The sequence below is a fragment of the Vreelandella malpeensis genome (assembly GCF_020622355.1).
Lineage (GTDB): Bacteria > Pseudomonadota > Gammaproteobacteria > Pseudomonadales > Halomonadaceae > Vreelandella > Vreelandella malpeensis.
Genome location: NZ_WHVL01000001.1, coordinates 284,423 through 307,364 on the forward strand (window position 1 = coordinate 284,423; position 22,942 = coordinate 307,364).

Sequence of the window (22,942 nt, forward strand, 5' to 3'; positions counted from 1 at the left end):
CCCTCGACGCCACGACGTTTCACGTCGTCATAACACAAAGAAGGCTCATATGAACGCACCGGTGCTGGTGATCAACTGCGGCTCCTCCTCGATCAAGTACGCGCTGATCGATTCCACTCTCGAGACACCGCGTTTGGCCGGCCTGGCAGAACGCCTGGGCACGCCCCAGGCGCGGCTCAAGGGCAAGAACAGCGCCGGTGAAAGCTTCATTCAGGCGCTGCCCGGCGCCGACCATGCCAAGGCCCTGAACGCCATACTGGATCGGCTCGAGGGACGCCTGCCCGTGGCGGTGGGCCACCGTATAGTCCACGGCGGCGAGCGCTTCACCCAGGCCGCGCTGATCACCGGCGACGTGCTGGAGGCCATCCAGGCCACCGCCGCCCTGGCGCCGCTTCACAATCCGGCCAACCTGGCAGGCATCGAGGCAACGCAAACCGTCTTCGCCGAGCTTCCTCAGGTGGCGGTGTTCGACACCGCCTTTCATCAGACGCTACCGCCCAAGGCGTACCGCTACGCCCTGCCTGAGGCGTTCTACACCGAGCACGGCATCCGCCGCTACGGCTTCCACGGCACCAGCCACGCCTTCGTCAGCCGTCGCGCCGCCGAACTCAGCGAACGCGGTGAAGGCGGCTGGCTGACCGCGCACCTGGGCAATGGCTGCTCCACCGCTGCCGTATGGCAGGGCAAAAGCGTGGATACCAGCATGGGCCTGACGCCGCTCGAGGGACTAGTGATGGGCACGCGTAGCGGCGACGTCGACCCGGGCCTGCACGCCCACCTGCATCGGCAGCTCGGTTGGTCGCTCGACGAGATCGACGATGTGCTCAACAAGCGAAGCGGCCTCCTGGGGCTTTCCGGGCTGACCAACGACATGCGCGAAATCGAGGAAAAAGCGCTCGAGGGCCACGCCGGCGCTTCGCTTGCGCTGGAGGTCTTCTGCTACCGTATCGCAAAGTCGCTGGCCGCGCTTTCGTGTGCGCTGCCGGTGCTCGATGGCGTGATCTTCACCGGCGGCATCGGCGAGAACTCGCCCATCGTACGCGCCCGGGTGCTCGAGCTTCTGCCCCACTTCGGCTTCGCCCTCGATGACGCCGCCAACGAGGCGACGATTCGCGGCGGCGAAGGCGCCATCGGCAAGGCCGGCCACACCGGCCCCGAGGCCTGGGTGATCCCCACCGATGAAGAGGGCCGCATCGCCCTGGAAACCCGCCAGTGCCTGGAGACGTTTCTATGAACATCGCAAGCGATCAACCGCAGGCCATCCTGCTGGTGCCCACCAGCGCCGGCGCCGGGCTCACCTCGGCGTGCCTGGGTCTCATCCAGGCGCTGGATACCATCGGCCTGAAGGCGGGATTTCTCAAGCCCTTCATGCAGAACGAGCTCAACGGGCCGGGGCTCGACCGTTCGACGGCGCTGGTATCGCGCACCCTCAACCAGCGCCCGCCCTCGCCGATCTCCCAGGCGCGCCTGGAGCGTCTTCTGCGCGACGACCAGACCGACGAGTTGATGGAGGACGTGATCGAGCTGTTCGACCAGGTCACCCGTCAGGCCTACCGCGACGGCTCGGCGCTCGACCTGGTGGTGGTCGAGGGCGTGGTGCCTACCCAGCACACTACCTACGCCACCCAGACCAATGCCCAGCTGGCCCACGCCCTGAACGCGCGCATCATCCTGGTCGGCACCGGGGATCTCCACGAGCCACAGCGCCTGGCGGAAGAGCTCGACATGCATGCGCGAAGCTTCGGCGGCGTGAGTTCCAAGCGCACCCTGGGCGGCATCCTGATGCGCATGAAGAATTTGCCCTACGGCGGCCACGAGGATGAGCTTTCCGCCGCCCCGGGCACGGTCAAGCCCCAGCTCGAGGAGCCGGTGCTCGAGGAGCTTCGTCGCTACTCGCCGTTTCTGGCCACGGAAAGCTTCCATCTGATCGGCATCGTGCCTCAGAGCAAGACCCTGACCGCCCCGCGTACCCTGGATGTGGCTCGAGCGCTGGACGCTCGGCTGCTCAACGAGGGCGATGCCGCCGGGCGCCGGGTGATGTCGACGAGCCTGTGCGCGCGAAGCGCGGCGAATGCGCTGCACATCTTCACGCCGGGAAGCCTCGTGGTGGCCTCTGGGGACCGCGACGACGTGATCCTCGCTGCCGCCCTTGCCACCATGAACGGCACCAAGCTTGCCGGGGTGCTGCTCACCAACGGCTTCATGCCCAACGACAACATGATCGAGATGTGCCGGCCTGCGCTGCGCACGGGCCTGCCGGTACTAGCGGTCGAGACCGATAGCCTCACCACCGCCCAGAACCTGACCCAGATCAATCGCGAAATCCCGCTGGACGATTTCGAGCGTGCCGAGCAGGTGGCCCGCTACGTGGCCGCCCACATGGACCTGGACTGGCTCAAGGCCAACCTTTCCCGCGGCTACACCCGGCGGCTGTCGCCCTCGGCGTTTCGCTTTCAGCTCGTCAAGCAAGCCCAGCAGGCCAAAAAGCGCATCGTGCTGCCGGAGGGCAACGAACCCCGTACCGTGGAAGCGGCCATCATCTGTCAGCGCCGGGGCATTGCGGACTGCGTGCTCCTGGGTCAGCGCGAGGAGATCGAGAACGTCGCCCGCCATCGTGGGCTGACCCTGCCCGAGGAGCTTGCCATCATCGATCCGGAAAGCACCCGGGCAAGCTATGTCGGCCCGATGGTGGAGCGCCGCCGGGGCAAGCTCAACGAGCTCACCGCCGAGGCCCAGCTTCAGGACAACGTGGTGCTGGGCACCATGATGCTCGCCATGGACGAGGTGGACGGCCTGGTGTCCGGGGCGATCCACACCACCGCCAACACCGTGCGTCCGGCGTTCCAGTTGATCAAGACCGCGCCGGAGTACAACCAGGTCTCGTCGATCTTCTTCATGCTGTTGCCGGAGCAGGTGGTGGTCTACGGCGACTGCGCGGTGAACCCGGACCCGGACGCCGAGACTCTGGCGGAGATCGCCCTTCAGAGCGCGCGCTCCGCCGAGGCCTTCGGCATCGAGCCAAGGGTAGCGATGATCAGCTACTCGACCGGGGATTCCGGCAGCGGCGTGGACGTGGACAAGGTGCGCGAGGCGACCCGCATCGCCCGCGAGCGGGCCCCGCATTTGGCCATCGACGGCCCGCTTCAGTACGACGCGGCGGCCATTGAAAGCGTCGGCAAGCAGAAGGCGCCGGACTCCCCGGTGGCGGGTCGGGCCACGGTGTTCGTCTTCCCGGACCTGAACACCGGCAACACCACCTACAAGGCGGTGCAGCGAAGCGCACAGGTGGTGAGCGTCGGCCCGATGCTTCAGGGCCTCAACAAGCCGGTGAACGATCTTTCCCGCGGCGCGCTGGTCGACGACATCGTCTACACCATCGCCTTGACGGCGATCCAGGCCGGTCAGCGCAACGGCTGATCACCGCGTTTATTGCGCTCAACCAAAAACGCCCCGAGGCTTGGCCTCGGGGCGTTTTTTTTGGCGGTCACTTGCGTATCAAACCAGCGGCACCACCGCTTCGAGCACCATCACCAGGCTCATCGCCGTGATGGTCAGGATGGAGACGCCGAAGACCTGCTTGGCCCAGCGCACATCATCATTGAGACGATAGCCGCGCAGTGCCAGGTAGAGCCAGTAGCAGCCCATCACCAATGCCACGCACAGGTAGCCGATGCCGGCCTGGCTCGCCAGTCCCAGCGCCAGAGACGCGGGAATGAACGCCACGATGTAGCCGAGAATGTGATGCTTGGCGGTCTTGATGCCGCGCACCACCGGCAGTACCGGAATCGATGCCCGCTGATAGTCCGCGTAGCGGAAGATCGCGATGGCGTAGGAGTGCGGCATCTGCCATAGGCAGAAGATCACCAGCAGTGCAATCGCGCCGCTGTCGAAGGTACCGGTCACCGCGCAGTAACCCACCACCGGCGGCATCGCCCCGGAGAGGCTGCCCACCAGAGTGCCGTACTCGGAGTGACGCTTCATGTAGAGGCTGTATATGCCAACGTACACGCCCCAGCCGATCACGGCGAGTGCCACGGTCAAGCCGTTGGTGCCGAGTGCCAGACACACCACGCCGCACACGCCCAGAAGCGCCGAGAGCCCCAGCGCCTGGGTGATCGATACGCTGCCGCGTACCAGCGGGCGATGGCGCGTGCGCGCCATCAGGGCATCGATATCGCGATCGATCACGTTGTTGCAAGCGCAGGCCGAACCGATGATCAGCGCGATACCGAGCAGTACGGCGGCGAAGGTCATCAGGTCGAACTGCCCCTGGGCGGCCAGGAAGTAGCCCCCGATGGCGGCAATCAGATTGCCGCCGATGATACCGGGTTTGGTGAGCTCCAGAAGATCCTGCCGCCGGCTGGGCATCGTGGTTAGCCGATCATCATGTTGATGTGCAGATGATGCATGATCCACAGGGAGCCTCCTACCACGAGGGCGAGAATCGAGACAGTGAACACGAAGGACATCATGTTCCATCCTTCGTCGGCCTTGGTGTTCAGGTGCATGAACATGACCAGCTGGACCAGCATCTGAAGGACCGCGGTGATGACGATGATCCAGACGGTGACGGGGGTGCTGAACGCACCCATCATCACGGCGCCGAAGGGGATGATCGTCAGCACCAGCGACAGGACCAGACCCAGTACGTAGGACTTGGTGGAACCGTGGGCGCTCGCCGGTTCAATAGAAGCAGAGCTCATCTCAAAGCACTCCCATCAGGTAGACGAAGGAGAAGACGCAGATCCAGACGATATCCAGGAAGTGCCAGAACAGGCTCAGGCACAGGATACGCGGACGCGTGGCGGCATTGATGCCCTTGGTCTGGAGTTGAACCAGCATCACCAGGATCCAGATCATGCCGAAGGTCACGTGCAGGCCGTGGGTGCCTACCAGCGTAAAGAACGCCGACAGGAAGGCACTGCGGTCCGGACCGTACCCTTCATGGATCAGGTGATGGAATTCATAGACTTCCATCCCGAGGAACATCAGGCCCAGCACGAAGGTCACCACCAGCCACATCTTCAACTGGCCGACACGGTTGGCGTTCATGGCCAGAACGCCCATGCCGAAGGTGAAACTACTGATCAGCAGGGCAAAGGTACCGAACAGGATCAGCGGCAGCTCGAAGATGTCCGCGCCGGTCGGCCCGCCCGCCGTGCCCCTCATGAGCACGGCGTAGGTGGCGAACAGCGTCCCGAAGATCACCAGGTCACTCATCAGGTAGACCCAGAAGCCGAATACCTTGGTACCCGCTACATCGTGATGCTCGTGGTGCTCATGATCGTCGTGGTCACCCGCATGGGCGCCGTGGTGCAATGTATCTGTCGCCATTACGAGTGTGCCTCCACACGCTTGAGATGCGCCTGTTCGATCCGCTCGACTTCGGCGGCGGGCACATAGTAGTCGATGTCGTCGTTAAACACGCGGGCCAGGAAGCTCACGAGCGTCCCCACGGCGCCGACGATCGCCAGCCACCAGATATGCCAGATCATCGCGAAGCCGAAGATCATGGCGAAGACGCTGATGATCGGACCGGCATGGGTGTTCTTGGGCATGTGAATATCGTGGTAGGCCTTTTGCTCCGCCTGCTCGAGACCGCGCTGCTTCTGGGTCCAGAAGCTGTCGATGTCACCCACGGTCGGCTCGTGCGCGAAGTTGTAGAACGGCGCCGGAGACGAGGTGGACCACTCGAGGGTACGAGCATCCCACGGGTCGCCGGTGACGTCGGCGTTCTTCTTGCGATCACGGACACTGACGTAGAACTGGATGATGGTACAGGCGATACCACAGGCGATCAGGACCGCACCCACCCAGGCCACGATCATCCAGGGCTGCCATTCGGCGTTCGGGTAGGACTGCATGCGACGCGCCGCACCGTAGAAGCTCAGCACGTAAAGCGGCATGAACGCGGTGTAGAAGCCGATGATCCAGAACCAGAAGGAGCGCTTGCCCCACTTCTCGTCGAGGGTGAAGCCGAAGGCTTTCGGGAACCAATAGGTCAGACCCGCCAGCATGCCGAACAGTACGCCGCCGATGATCACGTTGTGGAAGTGCGCGATGACGAACAGGCTGTTGTGCAGCACGAAGTTCGCCGCCGGCAGTGCCAGCATCACACCGGTCATGCCACCGATGGTGAAGGTGATGATGAAGCCGAGCGTCCACAGTACCGGAGAGGTCATCTCCAGGCGGCCACGGAAGATGGTGAAGATCCAGTTGAAGACCTTAACCCCCGTCGGGATCGCGATGATCATCGTCATGATGCCGAAGAAGGCGTTGACGTTGGCGCCCGCCCCCATGGTGAAGAAGTGGTGCAGCCAGACGATGAACGAAAGCACGGTGATCGCCACGGTCGCCCACACCATGGTGTGGTAACCGAACAGACGCTTGCGAGCGAAGGTCGCGATGACCTCGGAGAACACACCGAAGGCCGGCAGGATCAGGATGTAGACCTCAGGATGCCCCCACGCCCAGATCAAGTTGACGTACATCATCACGTTGCCGCCAAGCTCGTTGGTGAAGAAGTTCATGCCGAAGTAACGATCCAGCGTCAGCATCGCGATAGTCGCCGTCAGAATCGGGAACGAGGCGATGATCAGGACGTTCGCGCAAAGCGAGGTCCAGGTGAAGATCGGCATGCGGAACAGTGTCATGCCCTTGGTGCGCATCTTCAGGATGGTGACGAAGAAGTTGATACCGGTCAGGGTCGTACCGATACCGGATATCTGCAGCGCCCATATCCAGTAATCCACCCCGACCCCGGGACTGTACTCTATCCCCGAGAGCGGCGCGTAGGCGAGCCAGCCGGTAGTCGCGAACTCACCCACGACCAGAGAGATGTTGATCAGGATGGCCGAGACCGCGAACAGCCAGAAGCTCAGGTTGTTCAAGAACGGGAAGGCAACGTCGCGGGCACCGATCTGCAGCGGTACCACCAGGTTCATCAGGCCGATGACCATCGGCATCGCCACGAAGAAGATCATGATCACGCCGTGGGCGGTGAAGATCTGATCGTAGTGATCCGGGGGTAGAAAGCCCATGGAACCGCCGGCGGCCACCATTTGCTGGGTCCGCATCATAATCGCATCGGCAAAGCCGCGCAGCAGCATGACCAGCGCCACGATGAAGTACATGATGCCGAGTTTCTTGTGATCCACCGAGGTGAACCACTCGTTCCACAGCCAGCCCCACTTACGGAAGTAAGTGATGGCCGCCAGCAGTCCAAGACCGCCGATGATCATCCCTATTCCCACGACCACGATAATCGGATCGTGCAAAGGGATTGCGTCAAAACCTAATTTACCGAACACGGCTTAACCTCCCGCCTCGTTGCTGATGAGCTGGCCGTTGTCTGCCCCCTCACCCTCTTGGTTGTCGGTCGTCTGATAGGCTTCATTGCTATCCACGGCCGGTGCACGGTCTGCGTCCTGCGTATCCGTTTCAGGATCCGTTCCCGTATGGAAACTGCTGACCAGACGTTCGTAGAACTCCGGGGTCACGCTCGAGAAGTACTGGACCGGATCGAACGAGGAGCGCTCGGCGAGCTCAGAATACCCTTCCGGGAACGTCAGCTCGTTGGGTGACGCCGCAACGTCCGCGACCCATGCCTCGAAATCCTCGTCGGACGTGACGTAGGCGTCGAAGACCATGCCGGCAAAACCCGCACCGCTGTAGTTGGACGAGCGTCCCCAGTAGGTACCGATCTCGTTGCCGATCAGGTGAACGTCATTGTCCATGCCCGCCATGGCGTAGATTTGAGTACCCAGGCGCGGAATGAACAGCGAGTTCATCACCGAGCCGGAGCTTACGCGAAAGCGTACCGGCGTGTTGACCGGAATGGTGACTTCGTTGACCGTGGCGATGCCCTGCTCCGGATAGATGAACAGCCACTTCCAGTCCAGCGAGATCGCCTGGATCTCGAGGGTCGGCTGATCGCTTTCGAGCGGGCGGTGCGGGTCGAGCTCGTGGGAGGAGCGCCAGGTGATGACCGCCAGGATACCGACGATGACGACCGGAACCAGCCACACGATGGCCTCGATCACGTTGGAGTGTGCCCAATCCGGAAGGTACTGCGCGACGGTGTTATTGCGCCGATAGTGCCAACCGAAAGCGATCGTGAGCACAATGACGGGAATAACCACGATGAGCATCAAGCCAAAGGCACTGAGAATCAGCGAACGCTGTGCTTCACCGATATCGCCCTTGGGATCCATCAGGGCCGAGCTACAGCCTGCCAGCAGCAAGCACAGCGCAAGGAGCACGAAGAACGTGCCGCGCCTGCGCCATTTGGAGGGTTGTTGCATGGTGCGATCTCGTCAGAGTTGCGTTACAAAACCGGTCACTACACAGCGCGTCAAACGCCAGGCCATGGTAGCGGACCAACTAGCACCCCATATTTTTCCTAGAGCACTAGGCGCAACGCCTGATTACACCGGGAAAAATATGCGCTACCGCATGGGGTTGGTAGCGAACTTAGCGTGCGCTTGACGCACAAACAAAGGCAGCGATATTTTCTACCGATCGGCTGCGCGCAGAAAGCGACGCATTGCCGCACCCTGCCCGAAAAAACCGCTAGATACCGCGCCTTGGCTAAGTGATTGCGATGTCCGTCACGCACGGCAAGCCCATCTCAAATCGCTTTGAAATCTGCTCGTCGTCGGTGACCACCACATCGAAGTCGCTAAGAGTAGCAAAATAGGCTGGTCGAACGACACCCATTTTGCGCCCATCGACGACTAAAATTCGCCGCGCGGCGGTGGCGATCGCCGCCCGCTTGGGCGCCACTTCGTGAAAGTGAAAGCAGCTCACGCCCTGCCTTGCGTCCACCCCCGCGGCGGAAATCAGCGCCTTGTTGATGCCCAGCCGCCGGATTTCGTCGGCCACGCCGTCGCCCCCAAAGGATTGCGAGGCGCCGTAGTAGAGCCCCCCCAGAAGGATGAGTCGCACGCCAGGCAACGCCGCTACCTGGTTGGCGACGTTCAAGGCATAGCTCACCACGGTGAGTTCGCAAAAGCGCGCAAGCAAAGGAAGCAGCGGCTGCAGGGTAGAGCCGCAGTCGATGAACAGCGTGTCGCCCTCCTCGATGAAATCCAGCGCGCGCTGGCAGAGGCGATGCTTCACCGCTAGCCCCAGCGCCTCCTGTTCGGTGAGATCGTAGACCGGAGGCGTCGGCGCCACCTTGAACAAGCGCCCGCCCATCAGCGCGATTGGCCCCGGGCACGCCTGAAGATCGCGACGAATGGTCATTTCGCTCACCTGGCAGAGCTTCGCCGCGTCGCGAAGGTGCAGCACCCCCTGGCAGCCCAGCGCTTCCTTCAACCGTTCGAAACGCTGTTCCCGGCGTTCGCTCATGCACCCTCCCCCGTTATTCGAGCCCCCGTTCACGAAATGTCGACGGTCGCCGCAAACCGGTGTTAAAAACTTAGCACCAAATGTTATAATTTTAACATTCGCCAGCCCGCACCCCACAATTTTCAGCGCGCTCCTGTTGGAACCGCTTACAACAATCACACTGCGGTCGCGCCACGACTACCTAGAGGCCTTAATGACTACTCGACGTTCTACCCGATTCCCGCGCCCACTCCTTCAAGGCGGGGTCGGCACCTTGCTGGCAGGCGCCTTGCTGACACCGGCACTCGCAAGCGATGAGGCCGCAGGCACCTTCGACCCGCTCTGGTCCTTCGGCAACGTCTCGGTGAACTACCTCGACTGGTCCAGCGGCACCGAACGACGCACCGCCGGCAATGCTGCCAAGAGCGACTTCACCTACGTCGAGATCGAAGGTGCAGTGGGTTTCCACTGGGGCGAGTTCTACGGCTTCTTCGATTTCGAGAACCCGACCAACGATCAGTTCGACGAGTCGAGCGGTGGCCAGGACAACTTCCGCACCGCCGGCAAGGTGACCTCGCACCTCTACCTCGGCGACACGCCCTTCTCGCTCTACGCTCACGTCTACGACTTCCGCGACTATGGCTTCGATGGCCGCGAGCAGGATCAGATTCTGGGGCTTGGCTATCGTACCACGTTCGACAACGGCCTCTGGTTCAAGCCCTTCATCGGCCCGGCACGCGTACAAAGCGACGGTTACACCGGCATGAACGGCTACATGGCCGGCTGGGTGGCGGGCTTCGACTTCGATGCCTTCGACCAGAACTTCAGCGTGACCAACTGGCACGAGCAGACGTTCGACCGCGATCGCGACTACCTCGAGCAGAACTACGTCAACGGCACCGCAGGCAGCACCGGCACCAACGGCGCCGTGGGCCTCTGGTGGCATCCGATGGCATTGATCACCACCGGCGTGCAGTACCGTTACTCGAACAACAAGCTGGGCGCCCCGGACGTTTATCAGAACGCCATGATCTACTCGATCAAGCTCAACGTCCTCTAACCCGAAGCGAGCCACGCGAACTCGAAGGATCTCCCTATGACACTCCTGATGAGCCTGGTCGGCATGGTCACCTTGGTCGCCATCGCCCTGCTGTTCTCCTATGACCGCAAGTCCATTCGCCTGCGCACGGTGCTCGGCGCCTTCGCCATCCAGGCGGGCATCGGCGCCTTCGTGCTCTACATTCCCTTCGGTCAGGTATTCCTGGAAACCATCTCCAACGGGGTGAGCCAGGTGCTGGTGTATGCCAACGACGGCATCGGCTTTCTGTTCGGCGGCCTCGGCGACGTCGATAACGTCGGCTTCGTGTTCGCCGTGAAGGTGCTGCCGGTCATCATCTTCTTCTCCTCGCTGATCGCCGTGCTCTACTACCTCGGCATCATGCAGTGGGTGATCCGCATCCTTGGCGGGGCGCTGCAGAAGGCGCTCGGCACGTCGCGCACCGAATCGCTCTCGGCCACCGCCAACATCTTCGTCGGCCAGACCGAAGCGCCGCTGGTGGTGCGCCCGTTCATCGCGCGCATGACGCCGTCGCAGCTCTTCGCGGTGATGTGTGGCGGCCTCGCCTCGGTGGCGGGTTCGGTGCTGGCGGGCTATGCCCAGCTCGGCATTCCCATGGAGTACCTGGTGGCGGCGTCCTTCATGGCCGCCCCGGGCGGGCTTCTGTTCGCCAAGCTGATCATGCCGGAAACCCAGGACAACCAGGACGGCGACGACGTCACCAAGGTGGACGAGGAGCTGCAGGCTCAGGAGGACAAGCCCGCCAACGTGCTCGACGCGGCGGCCTCCGGGGCGACCTCGGGACTGATGCTTGCCGCCAACGTCGGCGCGATGCTCCTGGCGTTCATCGGCCTGATCGCGCTGGTCAACGGGATTCTCGGCGGCGTGGGCGGCTGGTTCGGATTCGGCTCGCTGAGCCTGGAGATGATTCTCGGCTGGCTGTTCGCGCCGCTGGCGTTTCTGCTCGGCGTGCCCTGGGCGGAGGCCACGCTTGCCGGCTCCTTCATCGGCCAGAAAATCGTGGTCAACGAGTTCGTCGCTTTCATCAACCTCGCGCCCTACATTGATGGGGAACAGGTGGTGGCCGCAACCGGTCAAACCATGACGCCTCACACCCAAGCGGTTCTTTCGTTCGCGCTGTGCGGCTTTGCCAACCTCTCCTCCATCGCCATCTTGCTGGGAGGACTTGGCAGCATCGCCCCGACGCGGCGCAACGAGATTGCCCGCTTCGGCGTCAAGGCCGTGCTGGCCGGTACGCTCTCCAACCTGATGTCGGCCTCGATCGCGGGCTTCTTCATCGCCCTGGGAAGCGTGGCGGCGTAAGCCCGCCGCCGCGCGGAGAAACGGGCACGCCGCAGGGGTGCCCGTTCGCTTTTAAGGGCTATTTTTCATTTAAGGGCTCTTTTTCATTACTGTCTTTCATCCAACGCGAGAACGCCATGACCGCCTCCACTGATCTGACCCACACCGCCAAGCAAGCGCTCGCCCTGATGGACGTCACCAGCCTGAACGACGACGACACCGACGCGCGCATCGAGTCGCTTTGTCAGATGGTCAAGACCCCGGTTGGCACCCCCGCCGCCGTCTGTGTGTACCCGCAGTTCATCGTCACCGCCGCGCGTGCCTTGACCGCTCACAACCTGAGGGATCAGGTGAAGATCGCCTCGGTCACCAACTTCCCCGCTGGCGGCGAGGACATCATGAGCGCGGCGCGGGAAACCCGCGAGGCCGTGGCTTCCGGCGCCGACGAGGTCGACGTGGTGTTTCCCTACCGCGCTCTGATGGCCGGCGACGAAGAGACCGGCCGAGAGCTCGTCGAGATGTGCAAGGCCGCCTGCGGCGACCAGGCGATCCTTAAGGTGATCATCGAGTCCGGCGAGCTCAAGACCCCTGAGCTGATCCAGCGCGCCAGCGAACTCGCCATCGAAGGCGGAGCCGACTTCATCAAGACCTCCACCGGCAAGGTCGCCACCAACGCCACGCTCGAAGCCGCCGAGATCATGCTCGGTGCCATCAAGGCAAGCGGCCGGGAGGTCGGCTTCAAGGCTGCCGGCGGCGTTCGCACCGTCGAGGAGGCTGCCGAGTACCTGAAACTCGCCGCCGACATCATGGGTCCGCACTGGGTCACGCCCCAACACTTTCGTTTCGGCGCCTCGAGCCTTCTGGGGGACGTGCTCGTCACCCTGAACGGCGGTGCCGCCGCCCCGCAACAAGGAGGCTACTAATCATGGCGCATCTGCTTCCCCAGGAATTCATCCGCCTCAAGCGCGACGCCCAGACGCTACCGCTCGAGGAGATCAAGCACTTCGTCCAGGGTATCGCGGACGATCGCATCAGCGACGCCCAGATCGGCGCCTTCACCATGGCGGTGTACTTGAACGGCATGTCTCGCGAAGAGGTAGTCGCGCTGACCACCGCCACCCGCGACTCCGGCCACGTCATGCAGTGGGACTCCCTGAACCTGCCGGGCCCGGTGGTCGACAAGCACTCCACCGGCGGCGTGGGTGATCTGGTGTCATTAGTGCTCGGCCCCTGGGTCGCCGCCTGTGGCGCCTTCGTTCCCATGATTTCCGGGCGCGGGCTCGGCCACACCGGCGGTACGCTGGACAAACTGGAGTCGATCCCCGGCTACGATCCCTACCCCGCTCCGGAACGCTTCGGCCAGATCGTCCAGTCCACTGGCGTTGCCATCATCGGCCAGACCGGCAACCTGGCGCCGGCGGACAAGCGCATCTATGGGGTGCGCGACATCACCGCCACGGTGGAGTCGATTCCCCTGATCACCGCCTCGATTCTGGGCAAGAAGCTCGCCTCGGGGCTGGATGCGCTGGTGATGGACGTCAAGGTCGGCAGCGGCGCCTTCATGCCGACGCCGCAGAAGTCCCGCGAGCTCGCCGAGAGCATCGCCAACGTGGCCACTCAAGCCGGCACGCCGACCACCGCGCTTCTGACCGACATGAGCCAGCCGCTGGCGCCGTGTGCCGGCAACGCGGTGGAGATCGTCGAGACGCTTTCGCTTTTGCGTGGCGAACGCCCGCAAAGCCGGGTGATGCAGGTCACCCGCGAGCTCGCCGTCGAGATGCTGCTAGCCGGCAAGCTCGCCCAGAGCCGCGACGATGCACTGGCCAAGCTCGAAAAGGCCCTGACCTCCGGGGCGGCCGCCGAGGTGTTCGCGCGCATGGTCGCCGAGCTCGGCGGGCCGAAGGACTTCATGGAGCGAAGCGAGCACTACCTGCCCAAAGCGAACGTGGTGCAGCCGGTTTACGCCGATAACGCGGGCGTCGTCTCGCGCATCGACACTCGGGCGGTGGGCATGAGCGTGGTCGAACTCGGTGGCGGGCGCCTGCGTAACGACGCCAAGGTCGATCACAGCGTCGGCTTCAGCGCGATTGCCGAGATCGGTGATCGCGTCGATGCCGATACGCCGCTGGCCTTCGTTCACGCGGCTAATGAGGACGCCGCACGCCGCGCCGCCGAGCAGCTCAAGGCCGCGATCAACCTTGGACAGTCGCCGGTCGAGGCGGATACGCTGATTCAGGATACCTTCAGAGGAGAAGCGTAATGCGACGCGCCATCGTGGTGGTACTCGACTCCTTCGGCATCGGCTCTGCGCCGGACGCCGCTGACTTCGGCGACCAGGGCGCCGATACGCTCGGTCACATCGCCGCTGCCTGCGCCCGCGGCGAGGCCGACACCGACACCAGAAGCGGCCCCTTGAAGCTGCCCAACATGGGCAAACTCGGTCTGTTCCACGCTCACCGGGACGCCACCGGCGCGCTCGCCGAAGGCGTCGAGCTTCCGGAAGAGCTCGACGGTGCCTACGCTCACGCCCAGGAGATCTCCAGCGGCAAGGACACGCCGTCCGGCCACTGGGAAATCGCCGGCGTGCCGGTACGCTTCGACTGGGGCTACTTCCTCGATAAAGAGGCAAGCTTCCCGCCGGAACTCCTGAAGCAGATCGTGGAAAAGACCGGGCTTCCCGGCGTGCTGGGCAATTGCCACGCCTCGGGCACCGAGATCATCGCGCGCCTGGGTGAGGAGCACGTCGAGAGCGGCAAGCCGATCGTCTACACCTCGGCGGACTCGGTGTTCCAGATTGCCGCCCACGAGGAGCACTTCGGCCTCGAGAAGCTCTACGCGCTGTGCGAGACCGTGCGCGCGCTGCTCGAGCCTTACAATATCGGCCGGGTCATCGCCCGCCCCTTCGTCGGCGAAAGCTTTGAAACCTTCGCGCGCACCGGCAACCGGCGCGACTACAGCATCGAGCCACCCACGCCCACGGTGCTGCAGAAGCTTCACGAGGCCGGCGGCGAGGTGGTCTCGATCGGCAAGATCGCCGACATCTACGCCCACTGCGGCATCACCCACAAGGTGAAGGCGAGTGGCCACGACGCGCTGATGGAGGCAACGCTCGGTGAAATCGCGCGTACCGACCGCCGCGACAAGCCGACCTTCATCATGGCCAACTTCGTCGATTTCGACTCGCTCTACGGCCACCGCCGCGATGTCCCCGGCTACGCCGAGGCGCTGGAGCACTTCGATGCCCGCCTGCCGCAGCTTCTCGAGGCCCTCGATGACGAGGATCTGTTGATCCTGACCGCAGACCACGGCTGCGATCCGAGCTGGGAAGGCACCGAGCACACCCGCGAGTACGTGCCGATCCTGGTGCGCGGCGGCACCTTCACGCCGGGGCCGATCGGCAAGCGCGATACCTTCGCCGACATCGGCCAGACCCTGGCGGATTTCTTCGTGCTGCGCGAAATGGACGACGGCGAAAGCTTTCTGCCCCGCGTGGCCTGACCCACTGACTGGATAATCGAGGAACTTGCATGGCAACGCCGCACATCAACGCTGAAAAAGGCGATTTCGCCGATACCGTGCTCATGCCCGGCGACCCGCTGCGCGCCAAGTACATCGCCGAGACCTATCTCGAGAACGTGCGTCAGGTCAACGACGTGCGCAGCATGCTCGGCTTCACCGGCACCTACCAGGGGGTCGAGGTCTCGGTGATGGGCCACGGCATGGGGATTCCGTCGGTGTCGATCTACGCCAAGGAGCTGATCACCGAGTTCGGCGTCACGTCGATCATTCGCGTCGGTTCCTGTGGCGCGGTGCGTGACGACGTCAACGTGCGTGACGTGGTGATTGGCCTCGGCGCCAGCACCGACTCCAAGGTCAACCGCATGCGCTTCAACGACCACGACCTGGCCGCCATCGCCGACTTCGAGTGGGCAAGCCACGCCGTGGCCGCCGCCAAGGCGCAGAACGTGCCGGTCAAGGTGGGCAACCTCTTCTCGGCGGATCTGTTCTACAACCCCCAAGAGCAGATGGCCGAGCTGATGAAGCGCTACAACATCGTCGGCGTCGAGATGGAAGCCGCCGGGCTCTACGGCGTGGCCGCCGAGTTCGGCGCCCGGGCGCTGACGATCTGCACCGTGTCGGACCACATCCTCAAGGGCGATTCGCTCTCCAGCGCCGATCGCCAGAGCACCTTCAACGACATGATGACCATCGCCCTCGAGGCGGTGCTGCGTGACAAGGGGGCGCTTGGCGCCGAGGCGGCATCATGAAGGTCGACGACGCCCTGCTCGAGAAACTGACCACGGCGCTTGGCAACGCCTACGTGCCCTACTCGGACCACCCGGTGGCCTCCGTCATGGAGACGCCGGACGGCGAGCAGTTCGTGGGCTGCAACGTCGAGGTCGCCCACTACAAGGGCGTCTGCGCCGAAGGCTCGGCGATCTCGGCGATGGTCACATCTGGCCACCGAACGCTTGCCCGGGTGTTCGTGATGGGCCCGGGAGAGCATTTGTGCACCCCTTGCGGGGACTGTCGCCAGCGCATTCGCGAGTTCGCCACCCCAACGACCGAGATTCACGTCATCGCCCGCGACGGCGAGATTCTCAAGAGCTACACCCTGCAAACGCTTCTGCCGGACGCCTTCGGCCCCGAGCAGCTGCCGCCGCGCTGACGCCCGCGCCCCGCCGCCTGGCGGGGCCGGCTGGCACCGGTTCCACAATCCTCGTATGCTGTGGGCCCTTTCCTTCACCTCTTTCAGGAGAAACGCCATGGCGGCTCTGTTGCCCGATGTCGACCCCGCTGGTCTGCTCGAATACTCCGTGGTCTACACCGACCGCTCGCTGAATCACATGTCGAAGCGCTTTCAACACGTGATGCGCGACATCTCCGCTACCCTGAAGGAGGTCTACAACGCCGAGGCCAGCGTGATCGTGCCTGGCAGCGGCACCTTCGGCATGGAAGCGGTGGCGCGCCAGTTCGCCCTCGACGAAAAAGTGCTGGTGGTGCGCAACGGCTGGTTCAGCTACCGCTGGACACAGATCATCGAGACCGGACGGCTGACCGATGACCACGAGGCGCTCAAGGCGCGCCGGGTGGACGCAGGCGATGCCCGCTCGCCCTTCGCCCCGGTGCCCGCCGCCGAGGTGGCCGAGCGCATCCGTGCGGAAAGACCCGCCGTGGTCTTCGCCCCGCAGGTGGAAACCTCCGCCGGTATTCTGCTGCCGGATGCCTATATTCGCGAAGTGGGCAAGGCTGCCCGCGAAGTCGGGGCGCTGTTCGTGCTCGACGCCATCGCCGCCGGCACGCTGTGGGTCGACATGCAGGACCTGAACATCGACGTGGTGGTCAGCGCCCCGCAGAAAGGCTGGAGCGGCCAGCCCTGCTGCGCCATGGTGATGCTCGGCCGCCGCGCCGTCGAGCGCCTCGACACCACCCGGAGCAACAGCTTTGCCTGCGATCTGGGCAAGTGGCACGCCATCATGCAGGCGTACGAAAACGGCGGCCACGCCTACCACGCCACCATGCCCACCGACGCGCTCACCACGCTCAGAGACATCATGCAGGAGACCCGCGAGTACGGTTTCGACAAGGTGAAGCAGGAGCAGATCGACCTCGGGGTGCAGGTGCGCGCCATGCTCGCCCGCCACGGTTTTGTCAGCGTCGCCGCCGAAGGCTTCGAGGCGCCGGGCGTGGTGGTCAGCTACACCGAAGATAGCGGGATCGTCGGCAAGCTGGCCCACGCCGGCGTGCAGGTCGCCGGCGGCGTACCCTTGATGTGCGACGAGGGCGACGACTTCCCGACCTTCCGCATCGGCCTCTTTGGCCTGGACAAGCTGCACCATACCGAGCGCAGCGTCGAAAAGCTCGAAGAGGCGATCGAGCGGGTGAAGGCATAAGGGTCAAGTGGTGAATGGCACGTCGTGAAGCGTGAGCACCCTCAGGGGCGCTTTTCATTGGCGGCATGTCGATCGACCCGTTCGACGTCGACGATGCCGGAGCGGCTGACCACGACCTTCCAGCGCGCCAGGTGGGGGTCGTCTTCGCTGCCGGTTTCGCGGATCACCAGATTGAACAGATGGCGCCGTTCGACGCTTTCACGCACCGCCTGGCCCTCCTTGAGCCGGTAGATATGGTGCTTGCCCTTGCTCATCAGCCGAGTGAGCAGCGAGATATCCAGCGTCAGGGTTTCCCGGGTGTGCTCGTAGCCGCTCAGAAAGCGCGTGGGCGACATGCGCGAGCGCGAACGATAGTGCAGCACCAGCTCTTCGCGCTGGACCACACTTCGGTGGCGAAGCTGCTGGATCTCCTCATCGAGCGTGGAGAAGCGCTTGTAGTTGAACCATTCGAGCTGGCGCCCCACCAAGGCGTTGCGCGTGGGGTCCAGGTACTGACGCCGCCACTTGGGCCGCCCCTTGCGCAGTACCCGCCACAGGGTATTGCGCAGGTCGTCCTTGAATACCTCGCGCAGGGCGTACAGCAGCGCCATGGCCAGCACGAACAGCGCCGGAATGTCGCCCACCACATCGCGCAGGCTCAGCACCCCGAGCATCACGAACACCATCACCACGGCGGTCGCCAGCGCCTTCACCGCCTTCTGCTCGCCCTGGCCGAGCTCCTGGGAGGTCTGCTTCAAGGTGATGGGATACTCGATCAGCCGCCGCAAGAGGCGCATCTTGTTCGACATGCGCGTAGGGTCCGCCATGACACGCTCGGCGTTGTACTCGCGTTCGCGCCGGTAGTCACTCTGCACCTCGCACAGCGCCACGAGCTGCTTGCGCAGCGGATTGAACACGCCGCCGCGCGGCAGGTGGGCGAGCAGCGTCAGGTGCTGCTGCTCGGTCAGCCAGGAGAGGTAGTTGTCGATGTTGGCGAAGTACTTGTAGAGCGTCTCGTCGCTGGGCTCGTTGCGCCGCAGCCGCTTGAGAATGCCTTCGCTCAGGCTACTCATCTCGTCGACCTTCTCAAGCAGCGCCTGGATGCTCTCGTGCTCCTGCTCGGTGGGCTCGCGCTTGGCTTCGAAGCGCAGCCCCCGGGTATCGCTCAAGATCGATTGGGTGGCCTGCTCGAGAGCGACCACGTACTGGTAGGCGTAGAGACTCAGGCTCAGTCGGTAGGAGTCGCTGCCCAGCCGGTTACGGCTCGCCAGGCGGCTGTGCACCAGCGGCAGGTGATACTGGTCGCTGTAGTAGGTGCGCGACACCTGGATCGCGCTGTGAAAGAACGCCTCTTCGGTGACGAGCTGGGCGCTCAGCCCCAACTCCCCGGGCACGAAGAGGTAGACGTCCAGCGTATGCGAGGTCTCCTCCTTCAGTCGCCGGGTCAGGCGCAGCTGGAAGCTGTTCTTGCGCTCGACGTTGATCACCTGGTGCTTCTCCCTCTGACATTAATTTTCCCTTGACGGTAAACTTGCAACCCCCATGGCTTTGACATGCGGACATCTTTGACTATAGAACCAGGATAGCCAAGCGGCATCGGCGGCTCGCCGCCCTGCCACCGCCTATCGTTTCGGGAGCCCGGCAATGCCCACCGGCGGTTTTTCAAGCTTCGAGCGCGTGCTGATCGAAAGCCGCAGCCAAGTGGACACGGCAGTGTTGCTGTTGCTGGCCTGGGTGCTCGTCAAGCGCCGGGGCGTCTCGGACAGCCAGCGCCGCCGGAGGCTCGCCCAGGTGACGGGCCACTTTCGCCACGGCCACGCGCCGACGGCGATGCTCGAGATCGCCAGGGAGCAAAACATCGACGCGCTGCAGCTGGCCGCCGAAGTGATTCGCCGTGACTGCGACGCCCAGCGTCGCCAGGCGGTGATGCACCAGGCGATTACCCTGGCCACCGACGACGGCACGCTTTCGACGGAGAACCATCACGTGCTGCGTTTTCTCGCCGATGTGCTCACCCTCGCCCCGACGACGCTGGCGACCCTGTTTCTGGAGCTGACCGGCGTGGCACTGGGTAGGCCCGAGGACATCAGCCGCCAGGCGTACTGGCTCGAGCATGACGCCGACTACCGCGAGGCCCGAGCGCGCGAAGAGCGCGAGGCGAATGAGCGTGAAGCGCGCGAGGCGAAAGAGCGTGAAGCGCGCCAGGCAGCCGAGGCCGCCGCGCAGGAGCGCAAGCGCCAGGAGCAGGCTCGCCGCGACGAAGTCCAGCGCGAGCAGGCCCGCGAGGACCAGGCGCGCCGAGAAAAGGCCCGGCGCGAACGCGCGCGCCGTGACCCCGGCCCCACCCCGGCACCCTCGGACGCCTACAAGACACGCCGCGCCCTGGCGGTTCTCGGCCTGGCCTCCGGCGCGAGCCGTGCCGATATTCGCCGTGCCTACCGGCGCCTGGCCCAGCTCAATCATCCGGATCGCTTCTATACCCAGAGCGATCATCATGTGGCGCTGGCCTCCCAGCGTTTCCAGCGGATCAAGAACGCCTACGACTACCTGATCAAGGCGTCTCTCTGACGAGGTGTCACCCTATGCGCGATCTCTATCAACGGCTGGCACTCGCCCCCGACGTGGACGCTCCCACCCTCGAGGCCGCCATCGAGGCGTGTCCCAACCGCGCGCTGCGCCAGGACGCCGAGGCCACGCTCGTCGTGGCCTCGCATCGGCAGCGCTACGATGAGACGCATCGTGTGCTGCGCGATATCGGTAGCCTGCGGGCGCGGCTCGGGCTGACCCACGCCCCCCACTGGCAGGGCGAGGCGGCCAACGACTTCTCGCAGCCCTCGAGCGGCCCCGCCTCGAGCCTCGATACGCTGACCTCACGGGTCAGCGAGGCGGTATCGCTGTTCGACCGATTCAAGCGCCTGGGCGGAGGCTGGCTACTCGTCGCCCTGTTCGTTCTGGGCGCGTGCGTAGGCCTCGTGGGCGGGCTCGCCCTGGCCGCGGGGCTCGGCGTGCTCTGAGTGCCGCTCGCGCTCGTCCCGGCGCGTCTCGGCGCGTGTCGGCCGAGGCGCGGGCTGGGGCGGCGTCGGGCGTTTCGGCGCCTCATTGTCGCTGCCGGCGGTATCGATGAAGAAGTCGGTCCCCGCGCTTTCGTTCACTTCCTCCTGGGAGCGCGGCTCCATGCTCACGCTCAAACGCGGCACGCCCAGGTCGATCTTCTGCTCTTCCATGCGCTGCTTGAGCAGCAAATTGAAGGCGCGTGACACGTCCCATTGCATCTCCGGGGCGGTACGAAAGCGCATGCGCAGGATCGGACAGCCATCCTCGAAGCCCTGCACGCCCTGCATCTCCAGCGGCGACCAGATGTAGTGGCGCATCATCGGGTCCTGTCGAAGCGCCTGGGCGGTCTCCTGCATCAGAGTAATGGCATCGTCGATACGCATGTCGAAGGGTATGCGAATGCGCATCAGGGCGATGCCGAACTGACGCGACATGTTGTGGATCGACTCGATCCGGCTGAAGGTGATGATGTGCACCACGCCGTCGAGGTCGCGAAGCTTCACGGTGCGCAGGGTCAGGCCTTCGACGGTGCCCATGTGGCCGTTGATCTGGACGAAGTCGTCCACCGCCAGCGAGTCCTCGATCAGGATGAAGATACCGGTGATCAAGTCCTGTACCAGGGTCTGGGCGCCGAAACCGATCGCCAGACCGATGACACCGGCACCGGCGAGCAGCGGCGTGACGTTGACCCCGAGATTGGCAAGCCCGGCAATCACCGCGATGATCAGAATGGCGACGAAGATGACGTTGCGGATCATCGGCGTGATCGTCTGCGCCCGAGCCTGGTTGACACGGCGCCCGCGCGAGCGCGCCGAGGAAGTAAGCGCCCGCTGGATCGCGGTGTCGGCGAAGATCCACACCAGCCAGGCGAGCAACACCGTCGCCCCCAGGCTTACCAGCGCCTGACCGATGCGCGCGCTGGCCACCGCCTGCTGGCCAAGCCCGAAGAGCGAGCCGCCCCACACCTGCATCGAGAGTTCGGCGAACACCATCCAGGCACAGATGTGCGCCAGCACGAAGCCGAAGCGTTCCAGGCGCTTGCGGTACTGGCTATGGCGGCGGCGGTGGCGGCGCTTGGTCAAGCGTTCGGCCTGGCGGCGCAGAAGCCCGGTGACCACCAGCGTCAGCACCAAGAGGCTCGCCGAGATGATCGAGCGCGCAAGTGCCGTGCCCACGTCGCCCACGGTGATGAAGATCGCCAACAGCGAGCCGCCCACCATCAAAAGCGCCGGTATGTGCCAGAGCCCGCCGAGGGTACGCACCATCTCGACCGCCGCGCTGGCGTCACGGCGCTGCTTGTAGGGTCGGTTGCAGATCAGGTGGCGAATCGGTCGCTTGAACTTGAGGATGAAGCGCGCCGCCAGCAGCGCCGCCAGCATGTTGGCCAGCACCGACATGAGGCTTGCAAGCTCGGGGCCGAGAAGCTCGATGAGCCGGATGGAGTTGACCGCATCGCCCAGCGCAATGAGCGCGCCGATCACGAACAGCCCGCGCAGCGCCTGCTGCTGGAGCTGCTGCACCGCGGTGAAGCGATGCCCGCGGCTGAAGAACGCGATGACCGTCTCGAATACCACGGATAGCGCTCGCCCGCACAGGCAGACGTAGGCGATGACCAGCACCAGCGCCCGTCCGGGGCTATAGGCCAGCAGCTGTCCGATGCCCAGGATGATGGCGAAGGACAGCGCCCAGGGCAGCATGCGGCGGAAAAAGTGCGCTACCAGCAGCCACGCTTTGGGATCGCGTGGCAGGTCCAGCGGCCATTCACGCCGGGTGGCTACCAGGCGCCCGAAGGCGATCATGATCGTGAGCAGCAATACCCAGACCGTGGCGAACAGCGCGCCATCGATCACCTCGCGCAGCGCCTGGCCCTGATCGGTGCCTTCGTTGAGCGCACGCAGGTCCGCTGCCCCTTGAACGAGTTGGCGTGACCACTCGTCGATGGGCGAGTTGCCCGCCTGGGCCTGATCGCCCAGATCGCTCAAGGTATCCGCCAGCGCGCCGAGCAGACCCTGGCGCACTACGCCATCGCCTTCGGTGGCATCGCTTGTGACCTGCAGCTCGCGCAGGGAGTCGAGCAGCGCCGTTCGCTGCTCCTCGTTCTCCAGGAGCGTGATGACGTCGTTGAGCGAGCTCTGGAACTCGTTGCTGCTGACCGCGGGCTCCTGAGTGTCGCCCTGATCGCCCCCCAGGCTCGGCAGCGATACGCCCTGGGCCTGCACCGCGCCGGTCAGCAGGCACAGCGCGATACTGACGATGAAACCGATCCACCACTGCTGTCGCACACTCTCCTCCTGGACTTGCCATCCTGGTCGCTGCCGAGGATGGT

General features: G+C 64.3%; 20 protein-coding genes. 12 read left to right on the forward strand and 8 right to left on the reverse strand.

Annotated elements, in window-relative coordinates:
* Positions 1-49: 49 nt before the first annotated feature.
* Both GEV37_RS01335 and pta read left to right on the forward strand, forming a co-directional pair.
* Positions 50-1,234, forward strand: a complete 1,185-nt coding sequence (locus GEV37_RS01335; protein WP_227388367.1) for an acetate/propionate family kinase — start codon at positions 50-52, stop codon at positions 1,232-1,234.
* Complete coding sequence (gene pta / locus GEV37_RS01340) at positions 1,231-3,417, forward strand: phosphate acetyltransferase (protein WP_227388368.1); 2,187 nt, start codon at positions 1,231-1,233, stop codon at positions 3,415-3,417. The genes GEV37_RS01335 and pta overlap by 4 nt, the downstream gene beginning before the upstream one ends.
* Before the next feature lie 78 nt (positions 3,418-3,495).
* On the opposite strand, the gene cyoE is transcribed toward pta, so the two are convergent.
* The 6 genes from cyoE to GEV37_RS01370 form a co-directional block, all read right to left on the reverse strand.
* Positions 3,496-4,416 carry a heme o synthase gene (gene cyoE / locus GEV37_RS01345; protein ID WP_227388369.1) on the reverse strand — a complete coding sequence of 307 codons (921 nt, stop codon included), beginning with the start codon at positions 4,414-4,416 and terminating at the stop codon, positions 3,496-3,498.
* Positions 4,374-4,703: a cytochrome o ubiquinol oxidase subunit IV gene (gene cyoD / locus GEV37_RS01350; protein WP_227388370.1), complete on the reverse strand. Its 330-nt coding sequence runs from the start codon at positions 4,701-4,703 to the stop codon at positions 4,374-4,376. The genes cyoE and cyoD overlap by 43 nt, the downstream gene beginning before the upstream one ends.
* Position 4,704: 1 nt before the next feature.
* Positions 4,705-5,334 (reverse strand): cytochrome o ubiquinol oxidase subunit III, encoded by a 630-nt coding sequence (gene cyoC / locus GEV37_RS01355; protein ID WP_227388371.1) that lies wholly within the window; start codon positions 5,332-5,334, stop codon positions 4,705-4,707.
* Positions 5,334-7,310 (reverse strand): cytochrome o ubiquinol oxidase subunit I, encoded by a 1,977-nt coding sequence (gene cyoB / locus GEV37_RS01360; RefSeq protein ID WP_227388372.1) that lies wholly within the window; start codon positions 7,308-7,310, stop codon positions 5,334-5,336. The genes cyoC and cyoB overlap by 1 nt, the downstream gene beginning before the upstream one ends.
* Before the next feature lie 3 nt (positions 7,311-7,313).
* Positions 7,314-8,303 (reverse strand): ubiquinol oxidase subunit II, encoded by a 990-nt coding sequence (gene cyoA / locus GEV37_RS01365; RefSeq protein WP_227388373.1) that lies wholly within the window; start codon positions 8,301-8,303, stop codon positions 7,314-7,316.
* Between the two features lie 286 nt (positions 8,304-8,589).
* Positions 8,590-9,351, reverse strand: coding sequence for a DeoR/GlpR family DNA-binding transcription regulator (locus tag GEV37_RS01370; protein WP_227388374.1), 762 nt, complete (start codon positions 9,349-9,351; stop codon positions 8,590-8,592).
* Positions 9,352-9,544: 193 nt separating this feature from the next.
* On the opposite strand from GEV37_RS01370, the gene GEV37_RS01375 reads away from it, so the two are divergent.
* The 8 genes from GEV37_RS01375 (at position 9,545) to GEV37_RS01410 (ending at position 17,583) form a co-directional block, all read left to right on the forward strand.
* Positions 9,545-10,390, forward strand: a complete 846-nt coding sequence (locus GEV37_RS01375) for an outer membrane protein OmpK (protein WP_227388375.1) — start codon at positions 9,545-9,547, stop codon at positions 10,388-10,390.
* 36 nt (positions 10,391-10,426) lie between these two features.
* Positions 10,427-11,710: a NupC/NupG family nucleoside CNT transporter gene (locus GEV37_RS01380; protein WP_227388376.1), complete on the forward strand. Its 1,284-nt coding sequence runs from the start codon at positions 10,427-10,429 to the stop codon at positions 11,708-11,710.
* Between the two features lie 116 nt (positions 11,711-11,826).
* Positions 11,827-12,612: a deoxyribose-phosphate aldolase gene (gene deoC, locus GEV37_RS01385; RefSeq protein WP_227388377.1), complete on the forward strand. Its 786-nt coding sequence runs from the start codon at positions 11,827-11,829 to the stop codon at positions 12,610-12,612.
* A gap of 2 nt (positions 12,613-12,614) precedes the next feature.
* Positions 12,615-13,949: a thymidine phosphorylase gene (gene deoA / locus GEV37_RS01390; RefSeq protein WP_227388378.1), complete on the forward strand. Its 1,335-nt coding sequence runs from the start codon at positions 12,615-12,617 to the stop codon at positions 13,947-13,949.
* The gene (locus GEV37_RS01395) at positions 13,949-15,187 is read left to right on the forward strand and encodes a phosphopentomutase (RefSeq protein WP_227388379.1); all 1,239 of its coding nucleotides are present in this window, start codon (positions 13,949-13,951) and stop codon (positions 15,185-15,187) included. The genes deoA and GEV37_RS01395 overlap by 1 nt, the downstream gene beginning before the upstream one ends.
* A 29-nt stretch (positions 15,188-15,216) precedes the next feature.
* Entirely contained in the window at positions 15,217-15,957 is a 741-nt protein-coding gene (gene deoD / locus GEV37_RS01400) for a purine-nucleoside phosphorylase (RefSeq protein ID WP_227388380.1), read from the forward strand.
* Entirely contained in the window at positions 15,954-16,358 is a 405-nt protein-coding gene (gene cdd / locus GEV37_RS01405; RefSeq protein ID WP_227388381.1) for a cytidine deaminase, read from the forward strand. Before deoD ends, cdd begins: the two co-directional genes overlap by 4 nt.
* Positions 16,359-16,455: 97 nt before the next feature.
* Complete coding sequence (locus GEV37_RS01410) at positions 16,456-17,583, forward strand: aminotransferase class V-fold PLP-dependent enzyme (protein ID WP_227388382.1); 1,128 nt, start codon at positions 16,456-16,458, stop codon at positions 17,581-17,583.
* 41 nt (positions 17,584-17,624) lie between these two features.
* Here GEV37_RS01410 and GEV37_RS01415 read toward each other — a convergent pair whose 3' ends face one another.
* Complete coding sequence (locus GEV37_RS01415; RefSeq protein WP_227388383.1) at positions 17,625-19,049, reverse strand: hypothetical protein; 1,425 nt, start codon at positions 19,047-19,049, stop codon at positions 17,625-17,627.
* A 157-nt stretch (positions 19,050-19,206) separates the two neighbouring features.
* Here GEV37_RS01415 and GEV37_RS01420 point away from each other — a divergent pair, with 157 nt between their 5' ends.
* Both GEV37_RS01420 and GEV37_RS01425 read left to right on the forward strand, forming a co-directional pair.
* Entirely contained in the window at positions 19,207-20,130 is a 924-nt protein-coding gene (locus tag GEV37_RS01420; RefSeq protein WP_227388384.1) for a J domain-containing protein, read from the forward strand.
* A gap of 14 nt (positions 20,131-20,144) precedes the next feature.
* Positions 20,145-20,576 (forward strand): hypothetical protein, encoded by a 432-nt coding sequence (locus GEV37_RS01425; RefSeq protein ID WP_227388385.1) that lies wholly within the window; start codon positions 20,145-20,147, stop codon positions 20,574-20,576.
* Here GEV37_RS01425 and GEV37_RS01430 read toward each other — a convergent pair.
* A complete protein-coding gene (locus GEV37_RS01430) occupies positions 20,493-22,898 on the reverse strand; it encodes a mechanosensitive ion channel domain-containing protein (protein WP_227388386.1) in 2,406 nt (801 codons plus the stop codon). The genes GEV37_RS01425 and GEV37_RS01430 overlap by 84 nt on opposite strands.
* Between the last annotated feature and the right edge of the window lie 44 nt (positions 22,899-22,942).